The sequence below is a fragment of the uncultured Roseibium sp. genome (genome assembly GCF_963675095.2).
Taxonomy (GTDB): Bacteria; Pseudomonadota; Alphaproteobacteria; order Rhizobiales; family Stappiaceae; genus Roseibium.
On record NZ_CAXXSJ010000042.1, the window covers coordinates 1 to 21,950 of the forward strand.

Sequence of the window (21,950 nt, forward strand, 5' to 3'; positions counted from 1 at the left end):
GTTGGTGGTGATCGTCAGCGCCACCAGGCTGACAGTTGCCAGAATACGTTTTGTTTTCATGCTGTCTTCCCCTTTTACTGGAACTTTGCGCCGGTTATTGGTTCGACGCGTCGGCGGTCTTGCGGACCACCGTTCCGATATCCACGCCCAGTGCCTTTGCGGCTTTTCGTTTCGATCCGTGAATTCGAATGGCTTTGTCGGATCAGTGCGCGTTCGAAGCGTTTCACTTCGCTGCGCAGATCGAGTGTTGCGGTGGTGATGTCCTCGCTTCCGTCCTCTTTCTCCGGGACGTCGATCGGGACCAGGAGATCGGTTGAGGATCTCCTCGAGGTCGGCGGCGTCGTCGAGAAAGATCGCGATCCGCTGAACGATGTTGAGAAGCTCCCGGATATTTCCGGGAAAACTGTAGTCGCAGAGAATTTCCCGGACCCGCTGCGGAATGATCATCGGCGTCTGCCGGCGCTGATTGATCGTCTGGGAAAAGCGGTCGATCAGGTGGCCGATCAGCGGTGTCAGGTCCCGGAGCGGCGGCACATGCAGCCCGATGACGGCGAGACGGAAATAAAGATCCGCCCGGAACTTTCCTTCGCGCACCATCTGGCGGAGGTCGCGGTTGGTCGCGCAAATGATCCGGACCAGGGTCGGCCGTTTCGCTTGCGCCTGCATGTGAGGCAGGCGGCCATCGTCCAGGAACCCGAGAAGTTTCGCCTGGGTCGACAGCGGGATCTCGCAGACCTCGTCCAGGAACAGGGTTCCGCCGTCGGCCTGCTCGATCAGTCCGGGACGATGTCGTCCGTTTGCGTCATCCTGCCCGAACAGGAGCGCATCGAATTTCTCTTCCGAGGACGAGGCACAGTTCACGATCATGAAGGGATCGCGCGCATCCGCGACCGTGGTGTGCAGGAAGCGCGCGATCTCCGATTTGCCGACACCGGATTCACCGGTGATGAGGATCCGCGCGCCCTGGCGAATGGCCCGCTCCCCACGGGAGAGCAGAACATTGATTTCGGGGCAGAGCTGGCGCTGGGTTTCGAAATCGGGGCGGGTCTTCTCGTTGGAGAGAAAGCGGATATTGCCCGCCTCCTTGCCGCCGAAGCTTCGGTCGCGCCGGAACTCAAAGGCCTCGACATCCCGCAGCAGGATCCACTGGATGTGCCGGGCGCTGGCATCCCGGGTCAGGGTTGCCAGGATGGACCGGTTGCCCGCGCCGCGAAGGGCCAGGTCGCCCCGGCGGTTCCGGGTGATGGCGTCGAGGACCTCGTCCCAACCATCGGCCGCTACAGCCAGATCGGTAAGGGACGCCGGAACGACGTCTTCTTGAAGGCCGAGCAACCTACGCGCCTCGCTGTTGACGGACAGAACCGTTTCATCGGCGGTCAGCGCGATCAGGCCGTCATTGAAGAGGTTAAGGCCTTCAGCCGCGGCTTCGGGCGTCGTTGCGGAGAAGAGGGGGTGTTCGGGCCAAAGAGCGGTCATTTTCCACCTCCTGCTTCAGCGCTGGAGGAAAGCGCGGCGACAACTCCGCCGCCCGGTCGTGGCGTCAGGTTCCACAGGACATCGCCGATCTGCAGCGAGGCGGGAAAGCCGCCGGCATCGACGCGCTTCAGGAGCTCCAGGGCCGGCTGATAGGCCTTCTCCCTGGACAGATATCCGGCGAGCAGATCTTCGGTCGAAACCTGGAGTATGCGCGACGCCGCGGGATTGGCGGCGGTCAGGTCGCCGTTCTCGTCAAAGGCCAGTACGCCGAGGGGAAGTGCTGTCAGAATGTCGAGGGCTTCGTTCAGCTCCGCCATCATCCGTTCTTCACGGATCCGGTGCTTGCCGACATCGCGTACGATCCCGAAGATCCGCAACAGCTGGCCGTCCCGGATATGCGCGCGAACGTCGTTCTCCACGTAGATCTCGACGCCGTCGTAGCGCGTGTCGAGGGCGGGCGCTGCATCCACCTCGAAGCCGTTGGCGATCAGCTTATGGACGAAGGCTTCGTTCTGGGCATTGCGCGGGAAGATCTCCGCTGTCGGCCTGTCCTTGAAGTCAACGTCCCGCGAAAGCAGGTAAAGGCGCGCCATGGCCGGATTGGTGAACCGCCAGAAGGGATCGTTTTCGAACACCTGGCGGACGATCTCCTGTTCCGGCGCGGTCAGATCGACCGGCTCGGCGAATTCCATGCACCAGGCCGCATCGTTCGAGGCATTGAGAATGCCTTCGAGGATCTCGGCGTCGAGGTCCGCAGTCTGCCGAAAGACGTCGTCCGTTTTTGTTTTTGTTTCGATCATGCATCATACGCTGCAGAAAATCATCAAAACATGCAAGCGAAGAATCTGGGCGAAAGTTTCCAAAAATGACAATAAAATAGGCATTTTCGATTCGAATTTGCCGCATAAAGCCTCTGGAAGGTGGTGGTTCGAACTGAATGATGATAAATTTCATCACTTTTCGGAGGCGGTGATGCTGGCCTCTTTGCCGGCCGCGTTCCAAAAGTCAACGGTCCTGCAACCAGTCGAGGGACACCTGGGTTCCGTCGGTGTCGTTCAGGTCGAGCGGGCTCGACAGGATCAGGGACAGCTTCCCGTCTTTTCTTGCCTTCCACAGGTAAAGCGTATGACGGGTGGGCTCGAAGCGGGCGCAGGCGCGGGCCCCGGTCCTGGCCACGAACCGTGGTGGATCCGTCTTCTGGATGTCGAAGGCCTTGGACCCTTGCGCGTTCGCCGGGTTGGTCAGGCAGACGGTGACGAGGCGGGTGTCGACGGTTTCCCCTGCCGGTGCCTTGGTGGACCGCTTGCCTGTTACGGCATGCGGGTGCCGATCGGGCATGTCCCCTCGTTGCAGTCGGATGAGGTCATTGGCGCCGCTTTGAAGAAATCGGGGCTTCGGTTTGTCGAAGGTGGATCCGAGGCCGGTTCCGGCCCAGAGCAGGAGCAGACCTAGGACGAACACTTGGGCGAGGACGACCGATCCTTTTCGGAGCGGGCCTTTGTCTCCGGGATACATTGGCATGGAATGGACTTCCAGTCGGCGGGAGGGCGACTATCTGCTGTGCGCGTCAGGGGCATGTGCCCCCGACGGCGTCTCCCCGAGCGCACAGGTCCTTGACGGCCAGGGCCAGAAGTTCCCACGCGCCGTTTGATGTCCGGATGACTGAGCCGCGGTAATGTTCCCCGGTGATGCTATCGTCCGGATAGCCGGTCTTGATGAGGTCGACGCGATAACCGGCGCCATGTTTCCAGATCTTGAGTTCCATCGCCTGATTGCCTTCGATGCTGTCGGGATGGCCTTGCAGGAACGGCATCAACACGTCGATGAATTGGCCGGAGGTCGCCAGGCCCGGCGCGACCCGGATTTTTCGAAAGCCGTCGTAAAAGCCGGGCTTGCCTGTAGGGGCGAGGCCCGCGGCATTGGTGGTCTGCTTGATGATCACCTTTCCCTTCACGGACTTTGCATGGCTGTTCGGGCTTTTGAAGAGGTGGTTCAATCTGTCTTTAGTCATGGAGAATGCCGGGCGGGCATTGCCGCGTTTTGCCTGCCGCTCGATCGCGTCCCCGTTCAGGTGAACGGTCCAGAGCGGCTTGTTCTGATGGATCACCTCGAGGTCGCCATAGTCGACATCATTGAAGGTCACGACCCGGGTTTTCGCCCCACGGCAGTCACGGACTACCACACGGCCGCGATCGCCGGGTCCCACGAGCCGGATGAAGCCGCCCTTGATGGAAATTTTGCGGCCGGCCCGGTCGAACTTGATATCCGTCTGGTCGCTGGCCGGGCGAAGGGAGCTCGACTGGCAGCCGGTGGAGACCTTAACGGTGATCTTTCGCGCATCCGGGGCCCACGAAAAGTCGATATTGGACGGCAGGCGAACGGCGTATTTTTCCGTTGTGGTGATCTTGCCCTGCGCATTGGTGGCGACGGGCAGGGCGGTCAGAGAGGTCGTCAGGGCGACCAGGGCCGTGGCGGTGGCGACAAATTTTCCGATTAACATCTCAAGCTCCTCGGGTTGGCTTCCGGCTTGAGATTAGATTGCGGGCTTGCCGCACCCTATGGGGTCGATCCCCCATAAGCAGCCTAATCGGCTTTTGAGGCCTCCCTTTCCCGCCGCTTGGCTTCTGCTCCGAACACCACGTAATACTTGAAGATGTTGCCCACGTAGCGCACCGGCTCGCGGCTGACTTCGGCACCGACGACCCATTCCACATTGCCGAACCACTTGTCCGGATCGTACCCCATTTCGGCGGCCTTTTTCCTTAGCCGGTCGAAGCGGCTCGGGCCGGCATTGTAGGCGGCGAGCGCGAAAAAGGTCTGGTTCGCGGGATCGTCTTTCAGGTCAGCGAAATAGGTGTCGGCGAGAAACCGCAGGTACTTCACACCGGCATGAACGTTCTTGTCCGGATCTTCCGCAACCCCCTTGATGCCGACGTTCTTGTCAGCTGCGGTCGTCGGCTTGATCTGCATGAGACCGACGGCACCGGCCTTGCTCCGGAGGGACTGATCGAATTTGGATTCCTGAAAGGATTGTGCAGAGACCAGAAGCCAGTCGATGGTGAAATTGGTGCCGTATTTCTGGAAAAGGTCCCTGAGTTCACTGAACCGCTTCAGACGAGCTTCATCGTTCAACTGTTCCAGATATTTGGTTTCCTTAAGATATTTCTTCAGGATGATGTTGCCGAGCATCGTTCCTTTCTGGACGGTCTTCACAAAGGCGTTCAACTCGCCCCTGAGCTTCGGCGTATCCTTGCGCAATGCGATTGCGACTTCGCCATCCGTGCGAACGGCAGCCTTCGGATGGGTCCTGAGACCGTCCCGGACGCTGAGCCAGAAATCAGCCTTGTGCTCGTCCATGATGATCAGATCGAGCCCGCCGGCCAGAACCAGGTCCAGAAGATCCTCGTCTTCCAGCGCGTCGTCGGCAGGGATGATATCCACCGGAGGCTTGCCGTCGGCTTTCAGCTTCTCATTCAGTGCCTGGAGGCTTTCATAGTAGCTGGAGGAGGTGCGAACATGGACGGTCTTTCCGGACAGGGCTTCCGGTGACGTCATCTCGTCGGCGTCCGCCCGGGTCACGGGAACCTCCTTGACGGATTTGAACAGCGGATCGGTGAAATCGACCAGTTCTCTGCGCTCGTCGGTGACCGTCAGATTGCCCATGGCAATGTCGCCTCGGCCTTCGGCAAGGTCTGGAAAGAGCCGGTCGCGGGGCGTTGGGATGAAGACGATTTGTCCATCCCGGACGGCCTTGCCGTGACGCTTTTTCTCGAACTTGGCGAACTCGGCCATCAGATCGACGGCCGTGCCGCGCTGGACGCCTCCGTCGATGAAATAGAACGTTTTTGAAAACGGAATGAGGACCCGGAGATAGCCGCGCTCGACAATCTCGTCGAAATCACCCTTGAAGGGTTCCTTCAGGATCTGCTTGAAGGTTTCGGACTGGCCGGTTGCCCTTGCGTCAGGCGGAGCAGCAAAAAAAGCGAAGCCAAGAACGGCCAGCGCCAGAGCCAGGCCACCACGAACTTTCGACTTTCCCATGAGTGCTCTCCCACCATGAATTGTAGAGGCGAAATTCTATGCGATGGGACAGTCTGCCCACAACGGTTTCATACACTGAGGTCGCAGGATGAAGCTTCGGGCTTTCCCCGGACTTGCGGCGGAATTCGGCAACAAGAACATGCCACCGAGCAGGGCCCTGAAAAATCGCCTGGGGGCTTTGTTATCCGACGCGTTTGACAAACGAAATGAGCCTCATCGCGACACGGATACGGGCGCGATGAGGCTCATGGAAGGAGTAAGTTGTTCAGCGTTTCCGCAGAGACCATTCCTTACCGGATGGCGCCGCCGATGATACCGCCGATGACGCCGCCAATGAGCGCGGCCGGGACCTGCCCACCGCCATTGTTGTTGTTATTGTTGCGCGTGTTTTGGTTCGGATGTCTGTTTCTCGGCGCGTTGTTCTGGGGTGCCGAGCTTCTGCTGACGACCCGCCGTTGCGCTGCAATTCGCTGCTGTTCTTCCTGAAGCCATGCCACGTATTGCACTTGGGTCTGGCTGGTCAGAAGCTGGTACTGCGGCGCGGTGAAATAACCCGTCGGAACGAAGTCGTTGGCCGTTTGCCATGCATTTATGGCTCGGCGGGTCATGGGGCCATGGACACCGTCCGGGTTGCCGGTGTTGAAGCCGGCCAGGTTCAGCCTGGCTTGGGCTTCCCGCCGGGCACTCCGGCCCCATCCGAGCTGCGCTTCGGTCGCCTCGGTGCCGGCCAATTGGCGATCGTCAGCCGAGACCTGCGGGCCATCGTTTTGGGGCACGGATGCGACTTTCGGGGTCGTCTCCGCGGAGCGGGTGATCGTCGTGATCTTCTCACGGGCGATTTCGGCAAAAGTACCCGTCGGATATGCGCGGAGATAGGCTTCATAGGCGGCTTTCGAGCCGGTGCCTTCCGCGGCATCCCATACCGCCTTTTCCCGTTCCCAGGCCAGGGCGGCATTTGACGGACCCGATGGCGCGACGGCGGCTGTCGAGCCGCTCGTTTGCGTGCCCGTGGTTCCCTGTTCCAGGGATGCCACCTGCTGGCTTGCCGTCTTGTTCAGGAACACCTCGCCGATCAGGGACGCGTTGACCCAGGGCCGCTGACGCCGCTCGGTTTCGCTATAAACATCGCCCGTGACGCGGGTCATGACCGTCTGGATGGAAGCGTTCGGCTCATCGATATGCTTGAGCAGCGCGGTGGTGAAGGGGGAGTTCTGTCCATCGCCATCGAGTGCGACATCTCCGGGGCTGGTGGAAAACGCGATCACCGAACCGGAGCCGCCGGTTTCGATCAGCTTTATTTCCGCAAGGCCCTGTCCGACGGTTGCCGACCGAGACGGGCTCATCCGGCGTGCCAGTGAGCGTGCCAGCGGGTTGTCCCGGCAGGCATCGAGAAACACCAGCTGAACCTTCACGTCATTCGTCATCTGCCGGAGGATGAAATCCATCGGCATGGTTTCGAAATCGAGGTCGGTTTCATCCTGCAAGCTGGCGTCGACCGGAACCAGATAATTCTGACCGCCGATCTGCATGCCATGGCCGGCATAGAACAGAAGGGCGATATCGGCGCCCTTCGCGGAACGGGCAAACTGGCCCACGGTCTTGCGCATGTTCCTGAGATCCAGGTCATAACCTGCGACCACGTCAAAACCGAGATTGCGCAATTTGGTCGCCATCGCCGTGGCATCGTTCACGGGATTGGGCAGCACCACCGTATTGGCATATTCGCTGTTGCCGATCACCAAGGCCACGCGCTTGGCAAGGGCCGGCGCGGAGCTGACCAGCAGAATCGAAAAGCCTACCAATAACTTACGGAACATTTCGCCCTCCTGATAATCATGCACTAAATAAATTTGTTCGTGTTTCGGCAGATACTTAAGGAAAAAGGGTTTTTTTGTCGTTTAATGCAAACAGACAAATCCAAAGTGAATTTTAACACACTACTAACATTTTACTCAACACGTTCGCAGCGCGGAATCGAATGCGGAATATACTGTTCGCGCCCTCTCGCGACTGGACCATGAGCCGAACCGGAACACCGGCCGAAATAATGGACAGTCCGAAGCTGAGGCCAGGGATGCTGAAAACTGGCGCTTTCCGGTCTCGTAATGAACGGGAGATGGTTACGCCGGCCGAATTTGCAATCCGTTTCCGGCTTCACGGCCGATCACGTTGTCGGGATTGACCTCAGCGGTGCGACTATCCACCCGGGACGCATGCGGGGGGGACGATGGTCATCGTCGGGTTGCCACGGATTACTGGAGGCCCGGAAGTCCTCACTCAGATCTTTTCTTGCAGAACGACTCGGATATTAATGGTCCATGTCATCGTTATTTCTCTCAATGGTATGGCCTGAGCCGGATTGGCTCCGAACACGGCTTCCTTCGCCGTTCCTTCGGTTTCTCCTGATTTTTCCGACTTCGGTGGTGGTGATCGCACTCGCCACCTGGCTGATGACGTTGTTTCTCATCGCAGAAGGGGCGATCACCCTTGCCGCGTTTCCGCTGGCCATCGCGATTGCCGGGACCGTCTATTTCGGCCCGTCGGTTGCGCTGGCCTGGGGCGTGGTGGTGTTCGGCGCCTTTGCCATTTTCTTCGGCATGCCTTCCGGGTATTCCCTGCTTTACGCGGTCATATACAGCGGGGCCGCCTGGGCCGCGGCGGTGGCGCTCCATCGTTTCGGCTTCGATCGGCTGCTTTCCCATCCCGTTCGCGCGGTCGTCGCCTGGTACGCCATTGTCGGCGTCGTCATGCCGGCGCTGACCACGATCCTGGGTGTGCCGGTCCTTGTGGCCGGCGGGGTCGCGAGTGCCGATGGCGGATGGCTGCTGCTGTTCATCTCGAACTACATCAGCGACAGCTTTTCTCCGGTCTCCCTGGGGCTCGCCCTGTGCGTACCGATCGAGCGTCTGACCGCGCAAAACCCTCCCGTGCAATCGGAAACGCAGAACCGCAGCGAGATGCTTTTGTGGCTGCTTTTCGCTGCGGCATCTACGGTCGGCGTGACGATCTTCGGCAAAGACTGGCTGCGCCACGGGATCAACGACATGACGCCGGCCTACTTCCTGCTGCTTGCGTGGTCGGCCCTGCGCTTCAGCATGTCCTTCACGACGATCGCGACCGCCGCCGTCGGCCTGATCGTCGTCTCCTGCCACACGTTCGGACTGGGCGGCACGCCGATACCGGCAACCACCTCCGACACGATCACGGTCTATGCCAATCTCCTGGCGCTCACGGTGCTCGCCCAGGCGAGCAGCGCGATGACATCGCAGCGCCGGCTGGATCACGAGCGGGCGGTCGAGGCGGAGCTCGGCCGGGCGCGCCTGAAGCGGTATTTCTCGCCCCGCATCGTGGAAGACCTGCTCGCGCAGCGCGATGCCTTCGACGAAACCCGGGCACAGCGCGCCGTCGTCATGTTTGCAGACATCGTCGGCTTCACCACCCTGTCGGAACGCCAGACGCCGGAAGAGACCATCGCGATGCTGCGCGAGTTCGATACCGCTATGGAAGGCGAGATCTTCGACAACAAGGGCGTGGTCGACAAGTACCTGGGCGATGGCGTCATGGCCGCCTTCGGTCTGCCCGACACCAGCGAGGTCGACGTCGCCTCCGCCGTCCGCTGCGCAAGGGGGATGCTGGAACGGACCCGGCAGCTTGCCAGGAAGCGGAAGGAAGCCGGCGAACAGGATTACAGGATCAGCATCGGCCTGCATGTGGGCGACGTCGTGGCCGGCAATGTCGGCAGCGAACGCAACCTGTCCTTCACAGTGATCGGCGACACGGTCAACACCGCCGCGCGCCTGGAATCCCTGTCCCGGGATTATGAGGCGGCCATCGTCATCAGCCAGGACGTCGTCGACGCCGTCCGCGACGAGATGGGAGACGAGGCGGGCACGCTGCTTGCTGACTTCGAGAAGATCGGGGCCGCAAAGGTAAAGGGACGCGCCGAGGCGGTGGATGTCTGGGTCTTGCGGGACAAGAGCGGGCGCTAGAGCCAAGAACGGGAGCGCTTGAAACAGATTTGCTGAACCGGGTGCCAAACGAGCGATGGCATCTTTCAACTTTCGCCAGATCCCGTCCGATGCTTCCGCAGCGCAGCTCGCATTCGACGCTGTCTTGATATGTCTGCCGGCGCAAAATCCGAGATGACGTAAACCTACAGAGGGTATCCGGCGTTTCGCGATTGATTTGATTGTTGACCGGGACTGGGAGAATATCCTGCTTCAGGCAGTTGCCGCCATGAAACAGTGAGAGATTGGCCCCGTTTGTGGGCGCGTGCGGAGAGAAACAGTGCTTCCCTATGCCCGGCAGTCAGTTGACGAGGAAGATATCGCCGCGGTTGTTCGGGTCCTGAACAGCGACTTTCTGACGACCGGGCCGGAGGTGCCTGCATTCGAGGCTGCCTTTGCCGAGTATGTCGGAGCACCACATGCTGTTGCCTGTTCCAGCGGGACGGCGGGCTTGCACCTGGCGTGTCTGGCGCTTGGCCTGAAGCCTGGCGATCAGGTGATCGTTCCGACAATCTCATTCGTCGCGACCGCCAATTGCGCAAGATACTGCGGTGCGGACGTGATCTTTTGCGATGTGGATCCGGACAGCGGGCTGGCAACCGCAGAGACGGTCCGCGAGGCGATGGACCGGGCCGATCGCAGCAAGCTCAAGGCGGTATTCGTGGTGCATCTGACCGGGGCCGCCGTCGACCTGGCCCGGATCTCAAGCGTGACGCAAGAAGCAGGCGTCGCGCTGATCGAGGACGCCTGCCATTCGCTTGGAACCCGGTATGACATCGAGCCCGGCAGACAGGGACTTGTCGGTGACTGCGCCCTGTCGGATTTTACGGTTTTTTCCTTCCATCCGGTGAAAACGATCACGACCGGAGAGGGGGGCATGATCACGACCCGTGATCCGGAGGCGGCTGAGCGGCTTTCAAGGGCGCGCAATCACGGCCTGATACGCACTCCGGAGGACTGGGTGGAAACGTCGATGGCCTTCGATCCGGTCGACGGGGAGCCGAACCCCTGGTTCTACGAGCAGCAGGACATCGGATATAATTATCGCCTGACCGATATTCAGGCCGCTCTCGGCCGGTCTCAGTTGCGCAAGTTGCCGAAACTTGCCGACAGGCGCAGGCAACTGGCCGAGCAGTACCGGCGCCGGAGCGTATCGTTTGGAACCAACGCGAGGCTGGTTTCCTCCGCTCACAATCCGGACGCCGTGTTGCATCTGATGGTTGCGCTGATCGACTTCGAGACTGTCGGCCTCACGCGGCGCGAGGTGATGCTTCGACTAAAGAATCGCGGTATCGGCAGCCAGGTTCATTACATCCCGATCCATTGCCAGCCATATTATCGGGAGATGTCCGCCACACCGGACCTGCCCGGCGCATCCCGGTATTATGCCCGGTGCCTGTCCCTGCCGTTTTATCCTGACATGACCGTGGACGACGTAGACACCGTTTGTTCGGCGCTTTCGGACGTTTTAGGCTGACTTGAACGGCTCGATCTGCCTGAGCCTTGGGTTGCCCGGGCAGACCTCTTTTATGCGGAAGGCATCCGATGAAATATCTGAATGTCAGCAAAGCGAAATCCGTTTATGCCGCGGGCGGCAATGTGACGGAGTTCCTGCGAAAAGAGACAGGCAGCCCGGTCAACACCAGCGAAATCATCGAGATCGCATACGACCTTCAGGCCGGAAGTTACATTGAAGGTGTGCAGGCGAACATGGGTCAGGCCAAGGCCTATGCCGGTGAATTGGCCGGTCTCCTGGCGCCGCATATGGAAGACGGCAAGACGCTCCTGGATGTGGGGACGGGTGAGATGACCACGCTCAGTCTTCTACTGGCCTCTTTGGATCAAAAGATCGGAACTGCATTCGCATTCGATATCAGCTGGTCGCGCCTCTACAAGGGGCTGGGTTTTTCTCGAAGCCTATTGAAGGATCAATCTTCCCTGATAACACCGTTCGTGGCGGACATGAAAGCGATCCCACTGGCCGACAAGTGTATCGACGTCGTGACATCAAACCATGCCCTGGAGCCGAATGGCGGGAACCTTTCAGGCCTCCTGACGGAATTGTTCCGGGTGTGCAGGGAGAAGCTGGTTTTGTTCGAACCGTCCTATGAGCTGAATTCCGACGAAGGCAGGCAGAGGATGGATCGGTTGGGGTACATCAAGGACATCGAAGGAGCTGTGGCAAAGCTCGGCGGCAGTTTGCTCGATGTGGTTCCTGTCCCGAATGTCGCCAATCCGCTGAACCCGACCGCCTGCTATGTCATTGAGCCGGCAAAGAATGATTTCCTGTCTGTGGGGCCTTCCGGCGAACGCGCCGCCTTTACGGTGCCGGGAACGGCGTTCGAGCTGATGAAAACAGACGGCTTCTGGTATTCGAAGGAAACCGGTCTCGCCTTTCCCGAGCTGAAAGGCATTCCCGTCCTCAAGTCCGATAACGGGATCCTCGCATCCCATCTTGGCTGAGGCGTGGAAACAGTCTCCCAGCGCTTCTCCGGGACACCCAATGCTCTAAACGCGCTCGAACACCGACAGATCGGAGTGAAAGCCGTCCGCCGTGGTCGATCCGAAGATATCGGCATCTGTGGCGCGCAAGGCATAGTTGGGAAGCTGCTCGGCGTAAAACGGCCCCTTGATCGGGGTTGTCACACCTATGGGATCGTCGGCAGTCCGCACTTGCTTGCCTTCGCGCATGTTGCGCAACAGGATCCATTTGGGCTCCAAGCGGTCTACATGCTCAAGATAACTTGCGACGACCTCCGGCTCCATTTCCTGGAAGGAAAAGAAGTTTACGAAGACATCGATCCGGCCGCTGAGAGCCTCGATCTGCCAGTTCGGCAGGACAGTAAGCGGCGGCAGATCGTCGATCGGATGATTGTCTGCCAGGCTCGCCGCCGCGGAGGTCATCCGTTCCGTCTCCCTGCAGGCTTCTCCAAGATAATAATCGGCGACTTCACAGGTCGGGGGAATATCGACATCGATGAACCGGTAGGTTTCCGGCTCTCGGGTCTTGGCCAGGATTTCGCCGAGGGTACCGAATCCGCCTCCGATTTCCAGAAAAGTGTGGCACTGCTCCAGATCGGCGAACTGGGCCAGGAAGGTCAGCGCGATCAGATAGTTCAGTGCCGACCGGCTGTACTGCCGTCCCTGAAAGTTGAAATGTTCTCGCGGATTGCCTGCATCGGATTCCGAGAATGCCATGAGATACGGTGCGCATTGCTGCGCAGCGGCGGCGAAAACCCGATAGTCCACCCGGGCCTGATCGTGGCCGGTGAGCCAATTCTCGACGATGGCCGATTGTTTCGCGGAAGCGGGATGAATGCCTGCGCGCAGGGCGGTGATCTGCGTGTCGCTCAGGCTGTTGCCCGGATAGCCGTAGGTCGGGACGAAAAAGTTGAGCGGTGCCCCCTTGTTCCGGAAATTCTCAATGCCGTTGGCGTCGATATCCTCAGCGAGACGTCGGGCACCTTCCGCCCAAAACGGGGTTGGCGCGTAAAGCGGGCCCGAACGGCGGCTTAGGTCCAGTAAATCAGGATGGCTCATTCCGGGCTCTCCCTTTTTGCCGTTTTGTTTCGGGAACTTTTGTTCCGACACGCCGGCAATACGTGGTTCCGTTTGGATTATACTACCTCGAAAGTTATGTTCTCTTACACTCCGCTGATGCCGTCGAACAAAGTTAGCCAATGATCTATATTCGCACACAGGCGTCGGAAAAGCGGGGTTTCGGTCACTTGAGCCGTTGTCTCAAACTGGCTGAGGCCTTGCGTGACTGCGGGGAGCAAGCCGCTTTCCTTTGCCCCGAGAGTGATCAGCGCGCCCAAGACATGATCCGGCAGAACGATCTCGCCATTGTCACCATCGCGGACGGGACATCCTATGTCGATGAAGTGTCGGACTATCCCGATGCCTGCCGCCAGGTTCTGGCCGACCTGTCGGATGCGGACAACGTTGCCGATCCGAAAGCCGTTCACGCCTATGTCGCGACCCTGCAGGCGAAGGGGATCAAGGTCTTTTATATCGACGGCGCCTTTGAGGATTCCGTCTTCAAGCAAGACAGCGCGTGTCTGCCCGATGTCCTGATCCAGCCCTATGTCGGCGTCGTGGCTTTCGAACGTCCCGGCACGGTCCATATTGCCGGTGGTGGGTATGCCATCCTGCCGGCTGTTTATAAAAACAGTCCGGACAAGGAGGTCGCGGAAACCGCGCAGCGGATTCTGGTGACCTTCGGCGGAAGCGACCCGCAAGGGGTGACGCTGACCGTCATGCAGGCCCTGGTCGAAAACCCGATGGACTGCCCGGTCCGCGTGATAATCGGTCCCTATTTTTCGGAGACGCACATAACCGCCATCGGAGACCTCGCTCAGCGGTATCCCGGGCAGTTCGATCTGCGGGAGGGCGTCACCGACATGATCCCTCATTACCGTTGGGCGGATCTGGTCGTCACCTCCTCGGGCCTCAGCCGCTATGAAAGTGTTGCCTGTGGCGCTCCTACCTTGTTCTGCGCGCTTTATCCCGCCCATGTTGCATCGAGCGAAGCGTTTGTGCAGGCGGGTATCGGCCGGTATATTGGGCTTTGCGACACGCTGCACGGCGCCGATTGGAGCAGGGAGATCAAGGCGCTGGCCGGAGATCAGGCCGAACGCCGGTCGCTTTCCCGCCGCGGACAGACGGTGATCGACGGAAACGGGATGGATCGCCTGCTAGAGGCCCTGCAGAAAGAACTGGTGTCAGGATAATCGACATTCGCGGACGCAAAATCGGCCCCGGCAACGCGCCCTACATCATTGCCGAACTCTCCGGCAATCATAACGGCGACATCAACCGTGCGCTGAAGCTGATCGAGATTGCTGCCGAGAGCGGCGCGGATGCGGTCAAGCTGCAAACCTATACGGCCGACTCGCTCGTGCTCGACTGCGACCGTCCCGAATTCGTTTTGAGCGCTCCGGCAAGCACCTGGAATGGCCGCCGTCTTTATGACCTTTACCGGGAAGCCCATACGCCGTGGGGCTGGCATAAAGACCTGTTTGCCAGGGCAGAGGAACTCGGGATCACGATCTTCAGCGCGCCCTTCGACAAAGCTGCCGTCGGATTGCTCGAAGGTCTGGGAACACCGGCCTACAAGCTGGCCTCGAACGAGCTTCATGACTGGCCGCTGGTCGCGGAGATTGTCCGAACAGGCAAACCGATCATCCTGTCGGCCGGTGTGGCCACGCTTGAGGATCTGACCAATACGCTGGAGTTCATGCGCAGGGAAGGAGCACGGGACATTGTCGTTCTGCACTGCGTCAGCGCTTATCCCGCGCCGCTGGAAGACACCAACCTTCGGACGATGGAAGACATCGCGCGGCGCTTCGATGTTGTCGTCGGGCTGTCCGACCACACAATGGGTGTCGAGGCATCTGTGGCGGCCGTCGTTCACGGTGCCAGCGTCATCGAAAAGCACATCACGCTGGACCGTCACGACGGCGGACCGGACTCTTCCTTTTCGCTGGAGCCGGACGAGCTGAAAACCCTGTGCCGCGAAACGAAGGCCGCCTGGAAAAACCCGGAAGGTGCCCGCTACGACCCGGTCATCCTGGGCGAGGTGAAGTATGGCGGCACGACCGATTTGAAGACAAAGGGCATCTATACCCGCCAGTTCTGGACGATCCGGGACATCAAGGCCGGTGACATTTTCAGCGAGGACAACATCAAGAGCATCCGCGGGCCTTCCGACTCCGGCGCGGTTTCGACCATGTCTTATAAAGAAATTTATGGTGCGATAGCCCGGGAGGACATCGCCAGACATGAGCCGGTTCTGCCGTCCATGGTTGGAAAGAGGAGGAAACCCGCATGAGCAAGCCTCTTGTCATTTTCGGAACGGCCGAGATCGCGTCGCTGGCAAAATTCTATTTCGACCATGACAGCGACTACGACGTCAAAGCCTTCACCGTCGACGACGATTATGTCGACAGCGATACGTTCGAAGGACTGCCCGTCGTTCCGTTCAGCAAGGTTGCCGAGGCGTATCCGCCCTCAGGTCATGAGATGCATGTCGCGCTGTCCTACATGAAGCTCAACCAGCTGCGCGAGGCGAAATACCATCAGGCGAAACAGGCGGGGTACAAGCTTGCCTCTTATGTCTGCAGCAAATCCGTGACATGGCCGGACCTGAACATCGGCGACAACTGCTTTATCCTGGAAAACCAGACCATCCAGCCGACGGTCACGATCGGCAACAACGTCATGCTCTGGTCCGGCAACCATCTGGGACACGGCTGCCGAATCGGCGATCACACCTATGTCGCCTCCCACGTCGTCTTTTCCGGTCACAGCCGGATCGGAGAGCGCTGTTTCTTTGGAGTGAACGCGACCATCCGCGATTTTCTGACCATCGGTGACGATTGCTTCATTACCATGGACGCGTCCGTGACCCGGGATATGGCAAGCGAGTCCGTTGCCCTTGGCGCTCCAACAACGATTTTGGGGCCGGACGATCCCAAGGGGCAGAAAATCAGGAAGTCCTACTTCAAATTGTGAGGCGTGGTGATGCATTTCGCGCAGCCGAAATGGCGGAAGATGGGATTGGTCATCGAGCCGGATGAAAACATCTGGTGGATGCGCACGCATGCCATGCTACCGACACCTCTGCAGGTCGACGGTAGCGTCTATAAAATCTTCTTCGGCGGCCGCAACGATCAAAACCAGTCGCACACGGGCTATGCGGTTATCGACCTGAAAGAGCCGGACAGGGTCCTGGACTACAGCGCCGACCCGGTTCTGGTGCCGGGCCGTCTGGGCACTTTTGACGACAACGGCGTCCTGCCGTCCTGTTACATCCGCCAGGACAGTGGCGATGACTATCTCTATTACATCGGCTTCAAGCCCGGCGGCACGACCCGGATGGATCTGTTCGGCGGGTTGTCCCTGATGGATGATGCCGGTGTCTGCCGGCGCTGGTCCGAAGCGCCGATCATTGAGCGGTGCCGCGCCAATCCGTTCATCAATACCGCGCCCTGGGTCATTCGCGAGGACGAGGGCTACCGCATGTATTACGTGGCCGGCGTCGAGTGGGTTCACAAGGATCTGCCGCGCTACAATATCCAGACGGCAACCTCGCAGGACGGGAAGGACTGGCTTCGCGACGGGACGGTGGCGATCGATTTTGCCGAAGGCGAGAATGCCCTCGCACGTCCCTATGTCACCAAGAAGGACGGTATCTACCGTATGTGGTTTTCCTCCAAGGGAGACCATTACCTGCCGTACTATGCGGAGTCGCAAGACGGTGTGACATGGACACGCGATCCGGACGGGGTCCAGCTTAAGCCGACCGCGAGCGGTCCGGACGAGGAGATGATCTGTTACCCGATCGTGCTGGAACACGAGGGCCGCCAGATCATGTTTTACAACGGCAACGGCTATGGCCTGAACGGCATCTGTCTGGCCGTGGAGGACTGAACGCGTGAGCGTCAACCCGCCTGTCCCCCAACCAGCCACGGGAAAAAAGGTTGCCATCATGCAGCCGACCTTCCTGCCGTGGACGGGCTATATGGCGCTGATGGATCATGTCGACGAATTTGTCTTTCTGGATCATGTCCAGTTCGACAAGCGCAGCTGGCAGCAACGCAACCGGATCAGGACCGCCAACGGCCCGCAGTGGCTCACGGTTCCCGTCATCTCCAGGGGCAAGAGCGATCAGGCGATCCGCGATGTCCTGATCAACCGGGACACGCCCGACTTTCCGCGCAAGATGATCGGTGCGATCGAACACAGCTACAGCAAGGCGGCCTTTTACAAGGACTATGCGGAGGACGTCTTTTCAATCCTGTCCCGGGACCTCAGCCATCTCCTCGACCTGAATATTGCTCTGATCGGATTTTTCAAGGAGCAGCTCGAGATCGACACGCCCGTTTCGTTCTCCTCCCGAATGGATGTCGGGGGGCGGAAAGCGGCCCTGCTTGCGGACATTTGCAGAGAATGCGGCGCGGACATTTATATCTCGCCGCCGGGATCGAAAGACTATCTCGATGCTGCGGATGAATTCGAAGCGGCCGATATTCCGGTTCGTTACTTTGTCTATGAACACCCCGTCTGGCCGCAGGTCCACGGCGATTTCGAGCCCTACATGTCTGTGCTGGATCTGCTGATGAATTGCGGCCCTGATGCAGGCAGGATCATGCGCGAAGGGATCAGGTGCCCATGAAGAGACTATGTGTCATTCCGGCGCGCGCAGGTTCAAAACGCGTTCCGCACAAGAACGTGAAAGACTTCTTCGGCAAGCCGATGATTGCCCATGCGATCGACGCCGCCAAGGCGAGCGGCATTTACGATGTCATTCACGTGTCGACAGACAGTGAGGCGATCACCCGGGTGGCCGAGACCTGCGGCGTCAAACCGGATTTCGGCCGCCCTGAGGAGCTGACCGGAGACTATGTCACCATCATGGATCTGCTCCGCTACGTGGTGGGAGAATACTTGGCGCGCGGACAGGCGTTCGATACGATCTGCCTGATTTATGCCACCAGCCCCCTGGTCGATCCGGAGGATCTGAAAAAAGCCTGCGCCGAATTCGAGGCCGGAGATCCGGACAAGGCCTTGCTGGCCGTGGCTCCCTTTCCGGCTCCAATCGATCACGCCTTCACGATCAACGATCAGGAAGACCTGTTGCCCTTCAATGCGGATGGTTTGAGCCGGAGAACCCAGGATTTATCCGCCGGTTTCTACGATGCCGGCATGTTCTGCTTCTATTCGCCCGACTATATCCTCAAGAGTTCCGGTGCGGGCGACTATACGAAGTTCAGGGGCTTTGTCGTGCCGAGCTGGCGCGCCACCGATATCAATTGGCCGGAAGACTGGGAGCATGCCGGCATGATGTACCGGGCGATGCTGCAAAAACAATCTGAAGAGGGAGCCTGATTGGAGCCTCCGCCAACTCTAATTCCCATTTCTTTTGAGGCGTTTTCAATATTTTATTGGTGATTATTCCGGATTTTTTACAACTGGCGACCTTCAATTCTTGCGTTCCAATTCCGCCTTTTCTTTTTTGTTAGTAATTAGATCTGAGTATCTAATCAAAATACGTGCAAAAGCGATCCTGCGCACGTTCTCTTGTGGCCGAATCGCTCAGGCGTCCTCATTGTTTGTTTGATGTGTTTTCCGGGTGCCTGGCATTCGCACGTTCGGAAGACATTCCCGAAGCTGGAATGATGGCAGAGATAGAAAACAAGAATGGCCAATGAATTCGGTTTGAATGATTTCAGTCAGGATCTGCTCGACCTCAACGGCAAAAGTATCCTGGTGACGGGCGGGACCGGCTCATTCGGGCAGCGGTTTGTCAGGACCGTGTTGTCCAACTGGATGCCGAACCGGCTGGTCATCTATTCCCGCGATGAACTGAAGCAGTTCGAGATGTCCCATGCGCTCCGGCGCGAGCTGACCGGCGAACAGTTTTCCAGATTGCGGTTCTTCATCGGCGATGTCCGCGATGGGCCGCGGCTGCAGATGGCGATGCGGGATATCGACATCGTGGTTCATGCGGCGGCGCTCAAGCATGTGCCGATTGCCGAATACAATCCCATGGAGTGCGTCAAGACGAACATCGTCGGCGCCGAGAATGTCATCGCGTCGGCGATTGCCCAGGACGTGGAGAAGGTTGTCGCGTTGTCGACGGACAAGGCGTGCAATCCGATCAATCTTTACGGTGCCAGCAAGCTCGCCTCCGACAAGGCATTCAGCGCCGCGAACAATCTGGTCGGCTCCGGCCGGACACGCTTTTCCGTGGTGCGCTACGGGAATGTCGCCGGTTCCCGCGGGTCTGTGATCCCGTATTTCCGTGAGCTGGCCCGCAAGGGAGAGGCGCTCACGATTACCGATGAACGGATGACGCGGTTCTGGATCACGTTGCAGCAGGGCGTCAATTTCGTTCTTTCGAGTTTCAAGGTGATGCAGGGCGGGGAAATCTTCGTTCCGAAAATTCCGAGTTCTTCGATCACCATGCTGGCACAGGCGATCGCACCTGACCTGCCGATTGAAGTCGTCGGTATCCGGCCCGGCGAAAAGATCCACGAAATGATGATCGGGGAAGATGATGCCCGAGCCACCGTGGATCTGGGAGACCGGTACGCGATCGAGCCCGAGTTCGTCGATTATGGCCGCCGCTCGTTTCGCGAGACGCTGAACGCTGTTCCGGTTCCGGCGGGGTTTTCCTATTCCAGCGCCACGAATGACTGGTGGCTCGATCAGGAGAGCCTGTGCCGGATGCTGGATCTGGTGGATGCCTAGGGGCAGCTTCCGGAAAAGGTAAGCCGGAGCAATTCCATAAGTTGTTGATAGGGGCTTTGGTACACGCTCGCCGGCACTTTTATTTGTTAGATCTTCTGAAGTGAGCTTGGAGAGCGCATGTATTGGTTCACCGGATAGATGTGATCCAGGTTCAATTCTATACGGTTTCGAACTTGAAGATCGGTACCTGGTTTTTCTGAAAGCGTATTCAACGGCGGGAAGACGGTCTCATGGCAAGGCAGCAAGTTCTCAGGCAGGCACCGGCAAACCCTGTCGTGGCGTCCCTTCAAAAAGCGATTGCCCTGCAGACTTCAGGCAAACTTGAAAAGGCCGCGCGCATCTACAAGTCGGTGTTGAAAAAACACCCGCGCAATGCCGATGCGAACCATCTTCTCGGTATTACCTATCGCCAGCTCGGATTTCCGGAACGGGCCATCGAATATATCGGGAAAGCCATCGAGTTTTCTCCGGATAAGGCACCGTTTTACACGAACCTGGCCCGCGCTCAAGCAGACCTTGCGGACAGCCCCCTGGAAGAGGTCCTCGAGAACGCGGAAAAAGCGATCAGACTGGATGCCGGACAGGTCGAAGCGCTCAACCTGAAGGCCATCACGCTCTTCAAGTTGGGGCGGAAGGACGAGGCCGAGCGCGCTTTCCATAAACTGCAGGCCGACTTTCCCAGCTACCTGGAAGGCTACCGAAACTTCGGCAAGCTTTTGATGGACAAAGAGGAACACGAACAAGCCCTGTCCATTTTCGAAACGCTGGTTCAGAAGGAGCCGGACAACGCCGAACACCGGGCCGCCCTGATCTGGTGCCGGTTGACTCTCGAAGACGACGACACTGCCGAAAAGGACTTGGTCGAGGCGCTGAAACGGTTTCCTGACGATGGTTCGATCAAGCATCAGGCTGCCAAGTATCTGTACAGGAACCGCCGGCCCTTCGAAGCGCTTCCCTACGCAGAAGATGCCGTTCGAGCAGACCCGAAGGATGCGTCACGCCTCATAACCCTCGGTCTTTGCTACCTGTATGTGCGCCGCCGGGAAGACGCGTTGAAATCCCTCTTGCTCGCCAAGCGTCTGGACGGTGGGGGAAATCCCGAGATCGACTGGAACCTGTCCCTGACCTACATGGCTCTTGGCGATTTCGAAAAAGGCTGGGATCTGCACCCGGCCAGGCTCGCCGGTAAAGGCATCGGTGGCGTCATGAGCCGGGAGTTCGATGTCCCGGTCTGGGATGGCGGCGATTTGTCGGACAAGACCATCATGGTCTGGCAGGACCAGGGGATCGGCGACACCATTATCTCCGGCATCATGCTTCATGATCTGCTCGAGCGCGGCGGCAGGATCATCTACGAAGGGCCGCCCAAGACGGTGAAACTGTTTCAGCGGACCTTCCCGGACATCGAATGCCGCGGGACGAGGATACTAAGCGAAACTGATGGTCCGTCGGCCAAAGCCGATTATGACTGCCAGATCGCCATCTCCGATCTGGGCGGCCATTTCCGCCGCAGCCGCGAGGCTTACACCACGGCCATGCGGCCGGCATTCAAATTCGACCGGGACCAGGCGCTCGGTTTCCTGGAACGTCTGACAGACCGTGCAAACGGGCCGATCGTCGGTGTCTCCTGGCGATCGCAGAACCTGGCGACACCCCGGATGAGGTCTTATCTCTCCGCGCCGGACTTCTGCCCCGTCATGGCGTTTGACGGGGTGACCTACGTGAACCTGCAATATGTCAGCGTGGAAAAAGAACTCAGTTATCTGCAGGAGCATACGAACGGGAATTTTGTCGATTTCCCGGATGTGGATCTGTTCGACGATCTGGATTCCGCAATGTCGCTTTCCGCGATCTGCGATTTTGTGGTTGCTGCAAATACCTCGGCATCCGTCTTGCCCGCGGTCCTGGACATTCCAGTTCTCAGTTGGGGGGCGCCTTATCTGATGCCGCTTGTGGACGGCAAATACATCCTCACCCAACCTTCCACGCATTACTGCGAGTTGGACGAGAGGCTTCCGACAAAGGAAATCGTTCCGGTTCTCAAGGAGGAACTGGGCAAGCTTCTGCAGACCTTTTCTCCCGAAGCCCGGAACAGACGGTTGGGGCTTTAGGGTATGGTTCCGAAGCGGGCAGGGACTCGTGAGCTTTCCCGGTCCGCGATCTAAACGT

The 21,950-nt window shown here is 59.0% G+C and carries 18 protein-coding genes; 11 read left to right on the plus strand and 7 right to left on the minus strand.

The window, feature by feature from the left end:
* The 6 genes from ABIN98_RS15790 to ABIN98_RS15815 form a co-directional block, all read right to left on the minus strand.
* Window positions 1–1,476: sigma 54-interacting transcriptional regulator (locus ABIN98_RS15790; protein ID WP_346911501.1), on the minus strand; the 1,476-nt coding region annotated here is incomplete at its 3' end.
* The gene (locus ABIN98_RS15795; protein ID WP_346911503.1) at window positions 1,473–2,276 is read right to left on the minus strand and encodes a PAS domain-containing protein; all 804 of its coding nucleotides are present in this window, start codon (window positions 2,274–2,276) and stop codon (window positions 1,473–1,475) included. The genes ABIN98_RS15795 and ABIN98_RS15790, both read right to left, overlap by 4 nt.
* 205 nt (window positions 2,277–2,481) lie before the next feature.
* Window positions 2,482–2,814, minus strand: a complete 333-nt coding sequence (locus ABIN98_RS15800) for a hypothetical protein (protein WP_346911505.1) — start codon at window positions 2,812–2,814, stop codon at window positions 2,482–2,484.
* A gap of 229 nt (window positions 2,815–3,043) precedes the next feature.
* Entirely contained in the window at window positions 3,044–3,976 is a 933-nt protein-coding gene (locus tag ABIN98_RS15805; protein ID WP_346911507.1) for a hypothetical protein, read from the minus strand.
* A gap of 83 nt (window positions 3,977–4,059) precedes the next feature.
* A complete protein-coding gene (locus ABIN98_RS15810) occupies window positions 4,060–5,517 on the minus strand; it encodes a lytic transglycosylase F (RefSeq protein ID WP_346911509.1) in 1,458 nt (485 codons plus the stop codon).
* Window positions 5,518–5,807: 290 nt separating this feature from the next.
* A complete protein-coding gene (locus tag ABIN98_RS15815) occupies window positions 5,808–7,334 on the minus strand; it encodes a caspase family protein (protein ID WP_346911511.1) in 1,527 nt (508 codons plus the stop codon).
* 606 nt (window positions 7,335–7,940) lie between these two features.
* On the opposite strand from ABIN98_RS15815, the gene ABIN98_RS15820 reads away from it, so the two are divergent.
* From ABIN98_RS15820 to ABIN98_RS15830, 3 genes are all read left to right on the plus strand, one after another.
* Entirely contained in the window at window positions 7,941–9,506 is a 1,566-nt protein-coding gene (locus ABIN98_RS15820; RefSeq protein ID WP_346911513.1) for an adenylate/guanylate cyclase domain-containing protein, read from the plus strand.
* 298 nt (window positions 9,507–9,804) lie between these two features.
* Window positions 9,805–11,001 carry a UDP-4-amino-4,6-dideoxy-N-acetyl-beta-L-altrosamine transaminase gene (gene pseC / locus ABIN98_RS15825; RefSeq protein WP_346911514.1) on the plus strand — a complete coding sequence of 399 codons (1,197 nt, stop codon included), beginning with the start codon at window positions 9,805–9,807 and terminating at the stop codon, window positions 10,999–11,001.
* Window positions 11,002–11,069: 68 nt separating this feature from the next.
* The gene (locus ABIN98_RS15830) at window positions 11,070–11,987 is read left to right on the plus strand and encodes a class I SAM-dependent methyltransferase (RefSeq protein WP_346911516.1); all 918 of its coding nucleotides are present in this window, start codon (window positions 11,070–11,072) and stop codon (window positions 11,985–11,987) included.
* Window positions 11,988–12,032: 45 nt separating this feature from the next.
* Here the strand turns inward: ABIN98_RS15830 and ABIN98_RS15835 are convergent, their stop codons facing one another.
* A complete protein-coding gene (locus ABIN98_RS15835; protein WP_346911517.1) occupies window positions 12,033–13,064 on the minus strand; it encodes a putative sugar O-methyltransferase in 1,032 nt (343 codons plus the stop codon).
* A 281-nt stretch (window positions 13,065–13,345) separates the two neighbouring features.
* On the opposite strand from ABIN98_RS15835, the gene ABIN98_RS15840 reads away from it, so the two are divergent.
* From ABIN98_RS15840 to ABIN98_RS15875, 8 genes are all read left to right on the plus strand, one after another.
* On the plus strand, window positions 13,346–14,257 hold the full coding sequence (locus ABIN98_RS15840; protein WP_346911519.1) for a hypothetical protein: 912 nt from the start codon (window positions 13,346–13,348) through the stop codon (window positions 14,255–14,257).
* Between the two features lie 47 nt (window positions 14,258–14,304).
* On the plus strand, window positions 14,305–15,357 hold the full coding sequence (pseI, locus tag ABIN98_RS15845; RefSeq protein ID WP_346911543.1) for a pseudaminic acid synthase: 1,053 nt from the start codon (window positions 14,305–14,307) through the stop codon (window positions 15,355–15,357).
* Window positions 15,354–16,040, plus strand: a complete 687-nt coding sequence (locus ABIN98_RS15850; RefSeq protein ID WP_346911521.1) for an acetyltransferase — start codon at window positions 15,354–15,356, stop codon at window positions 16,038–16,040. Before pseI ends, ABIN98_RS15850 begins: the two co-directional genes overlap by 4 nt.
* A 9-nt stretch (window positions 16,041–16,049) precedes the next feature.
* Complete coding sequence (locus ABIN98_RS15855) at window positions 16,050–16,958, plus strand: hypothetical protein (RefSeq protein ID WP_346911523.1); 909 nt, start codon at window positions 16,050–16,052, stop codon at window positions 16,956–16,958.
* A gap of 58 nt (window positions 16,959–17,016) precedes the next feature.
* Window positions 17,017–17,703, plus strand: coding sequence for a WbqC family protein (locus tag ABIN98_RS15860; protein ID WP_346911525.1), 687 nt, complete (start codon window positions 17,017–17,019; stop codon window positions 17,701–17,703).
* A complete protein-coding gene (locus ABIN98_RS15865; RefSeq protein ID WP_346911527.1) occupies window positions 17,700–18,416 on the plus strand; it encodes an acylneuraminate cytidylyltransferase family protein in 717 nt (238 codons plus the stop codon). The genes ABIN98_RS15860 and ABIN98_RS15865 overlap by 4 nt, the downstream gene beginning before the upstream one ends.
* Window positions 18,417–18,728: 312 nt before the next feature.
* Window positions 18,729–19,781, plus strand: coding sequence for a UDP-N-acetylglucosamine 4,6-dehydratase (inverting) (gene pseB / locus ABIN98_RS15870; RefSeq protein WP_346911529.1), 1,053 nt, complete (start codon window positions 18,729–18,731; stop codon window positions 19,779–19,781).
* A 230-nt stretch (window positions 19,782–20,011) separates the two neighbouring features.
* Window positions 20,012–21,892, plus strand: coding sequence for a tetratricopeptide repeat protein (locus ABIN98_RS15875; protein ID WP_346911531.1), 1,881 nt, complete (start codon window positions 20,012–20,014; stop codon window positions 21,890–21,892).
* Window positions 21,893–21,950 lie beyond the last annotated feature (58 nt).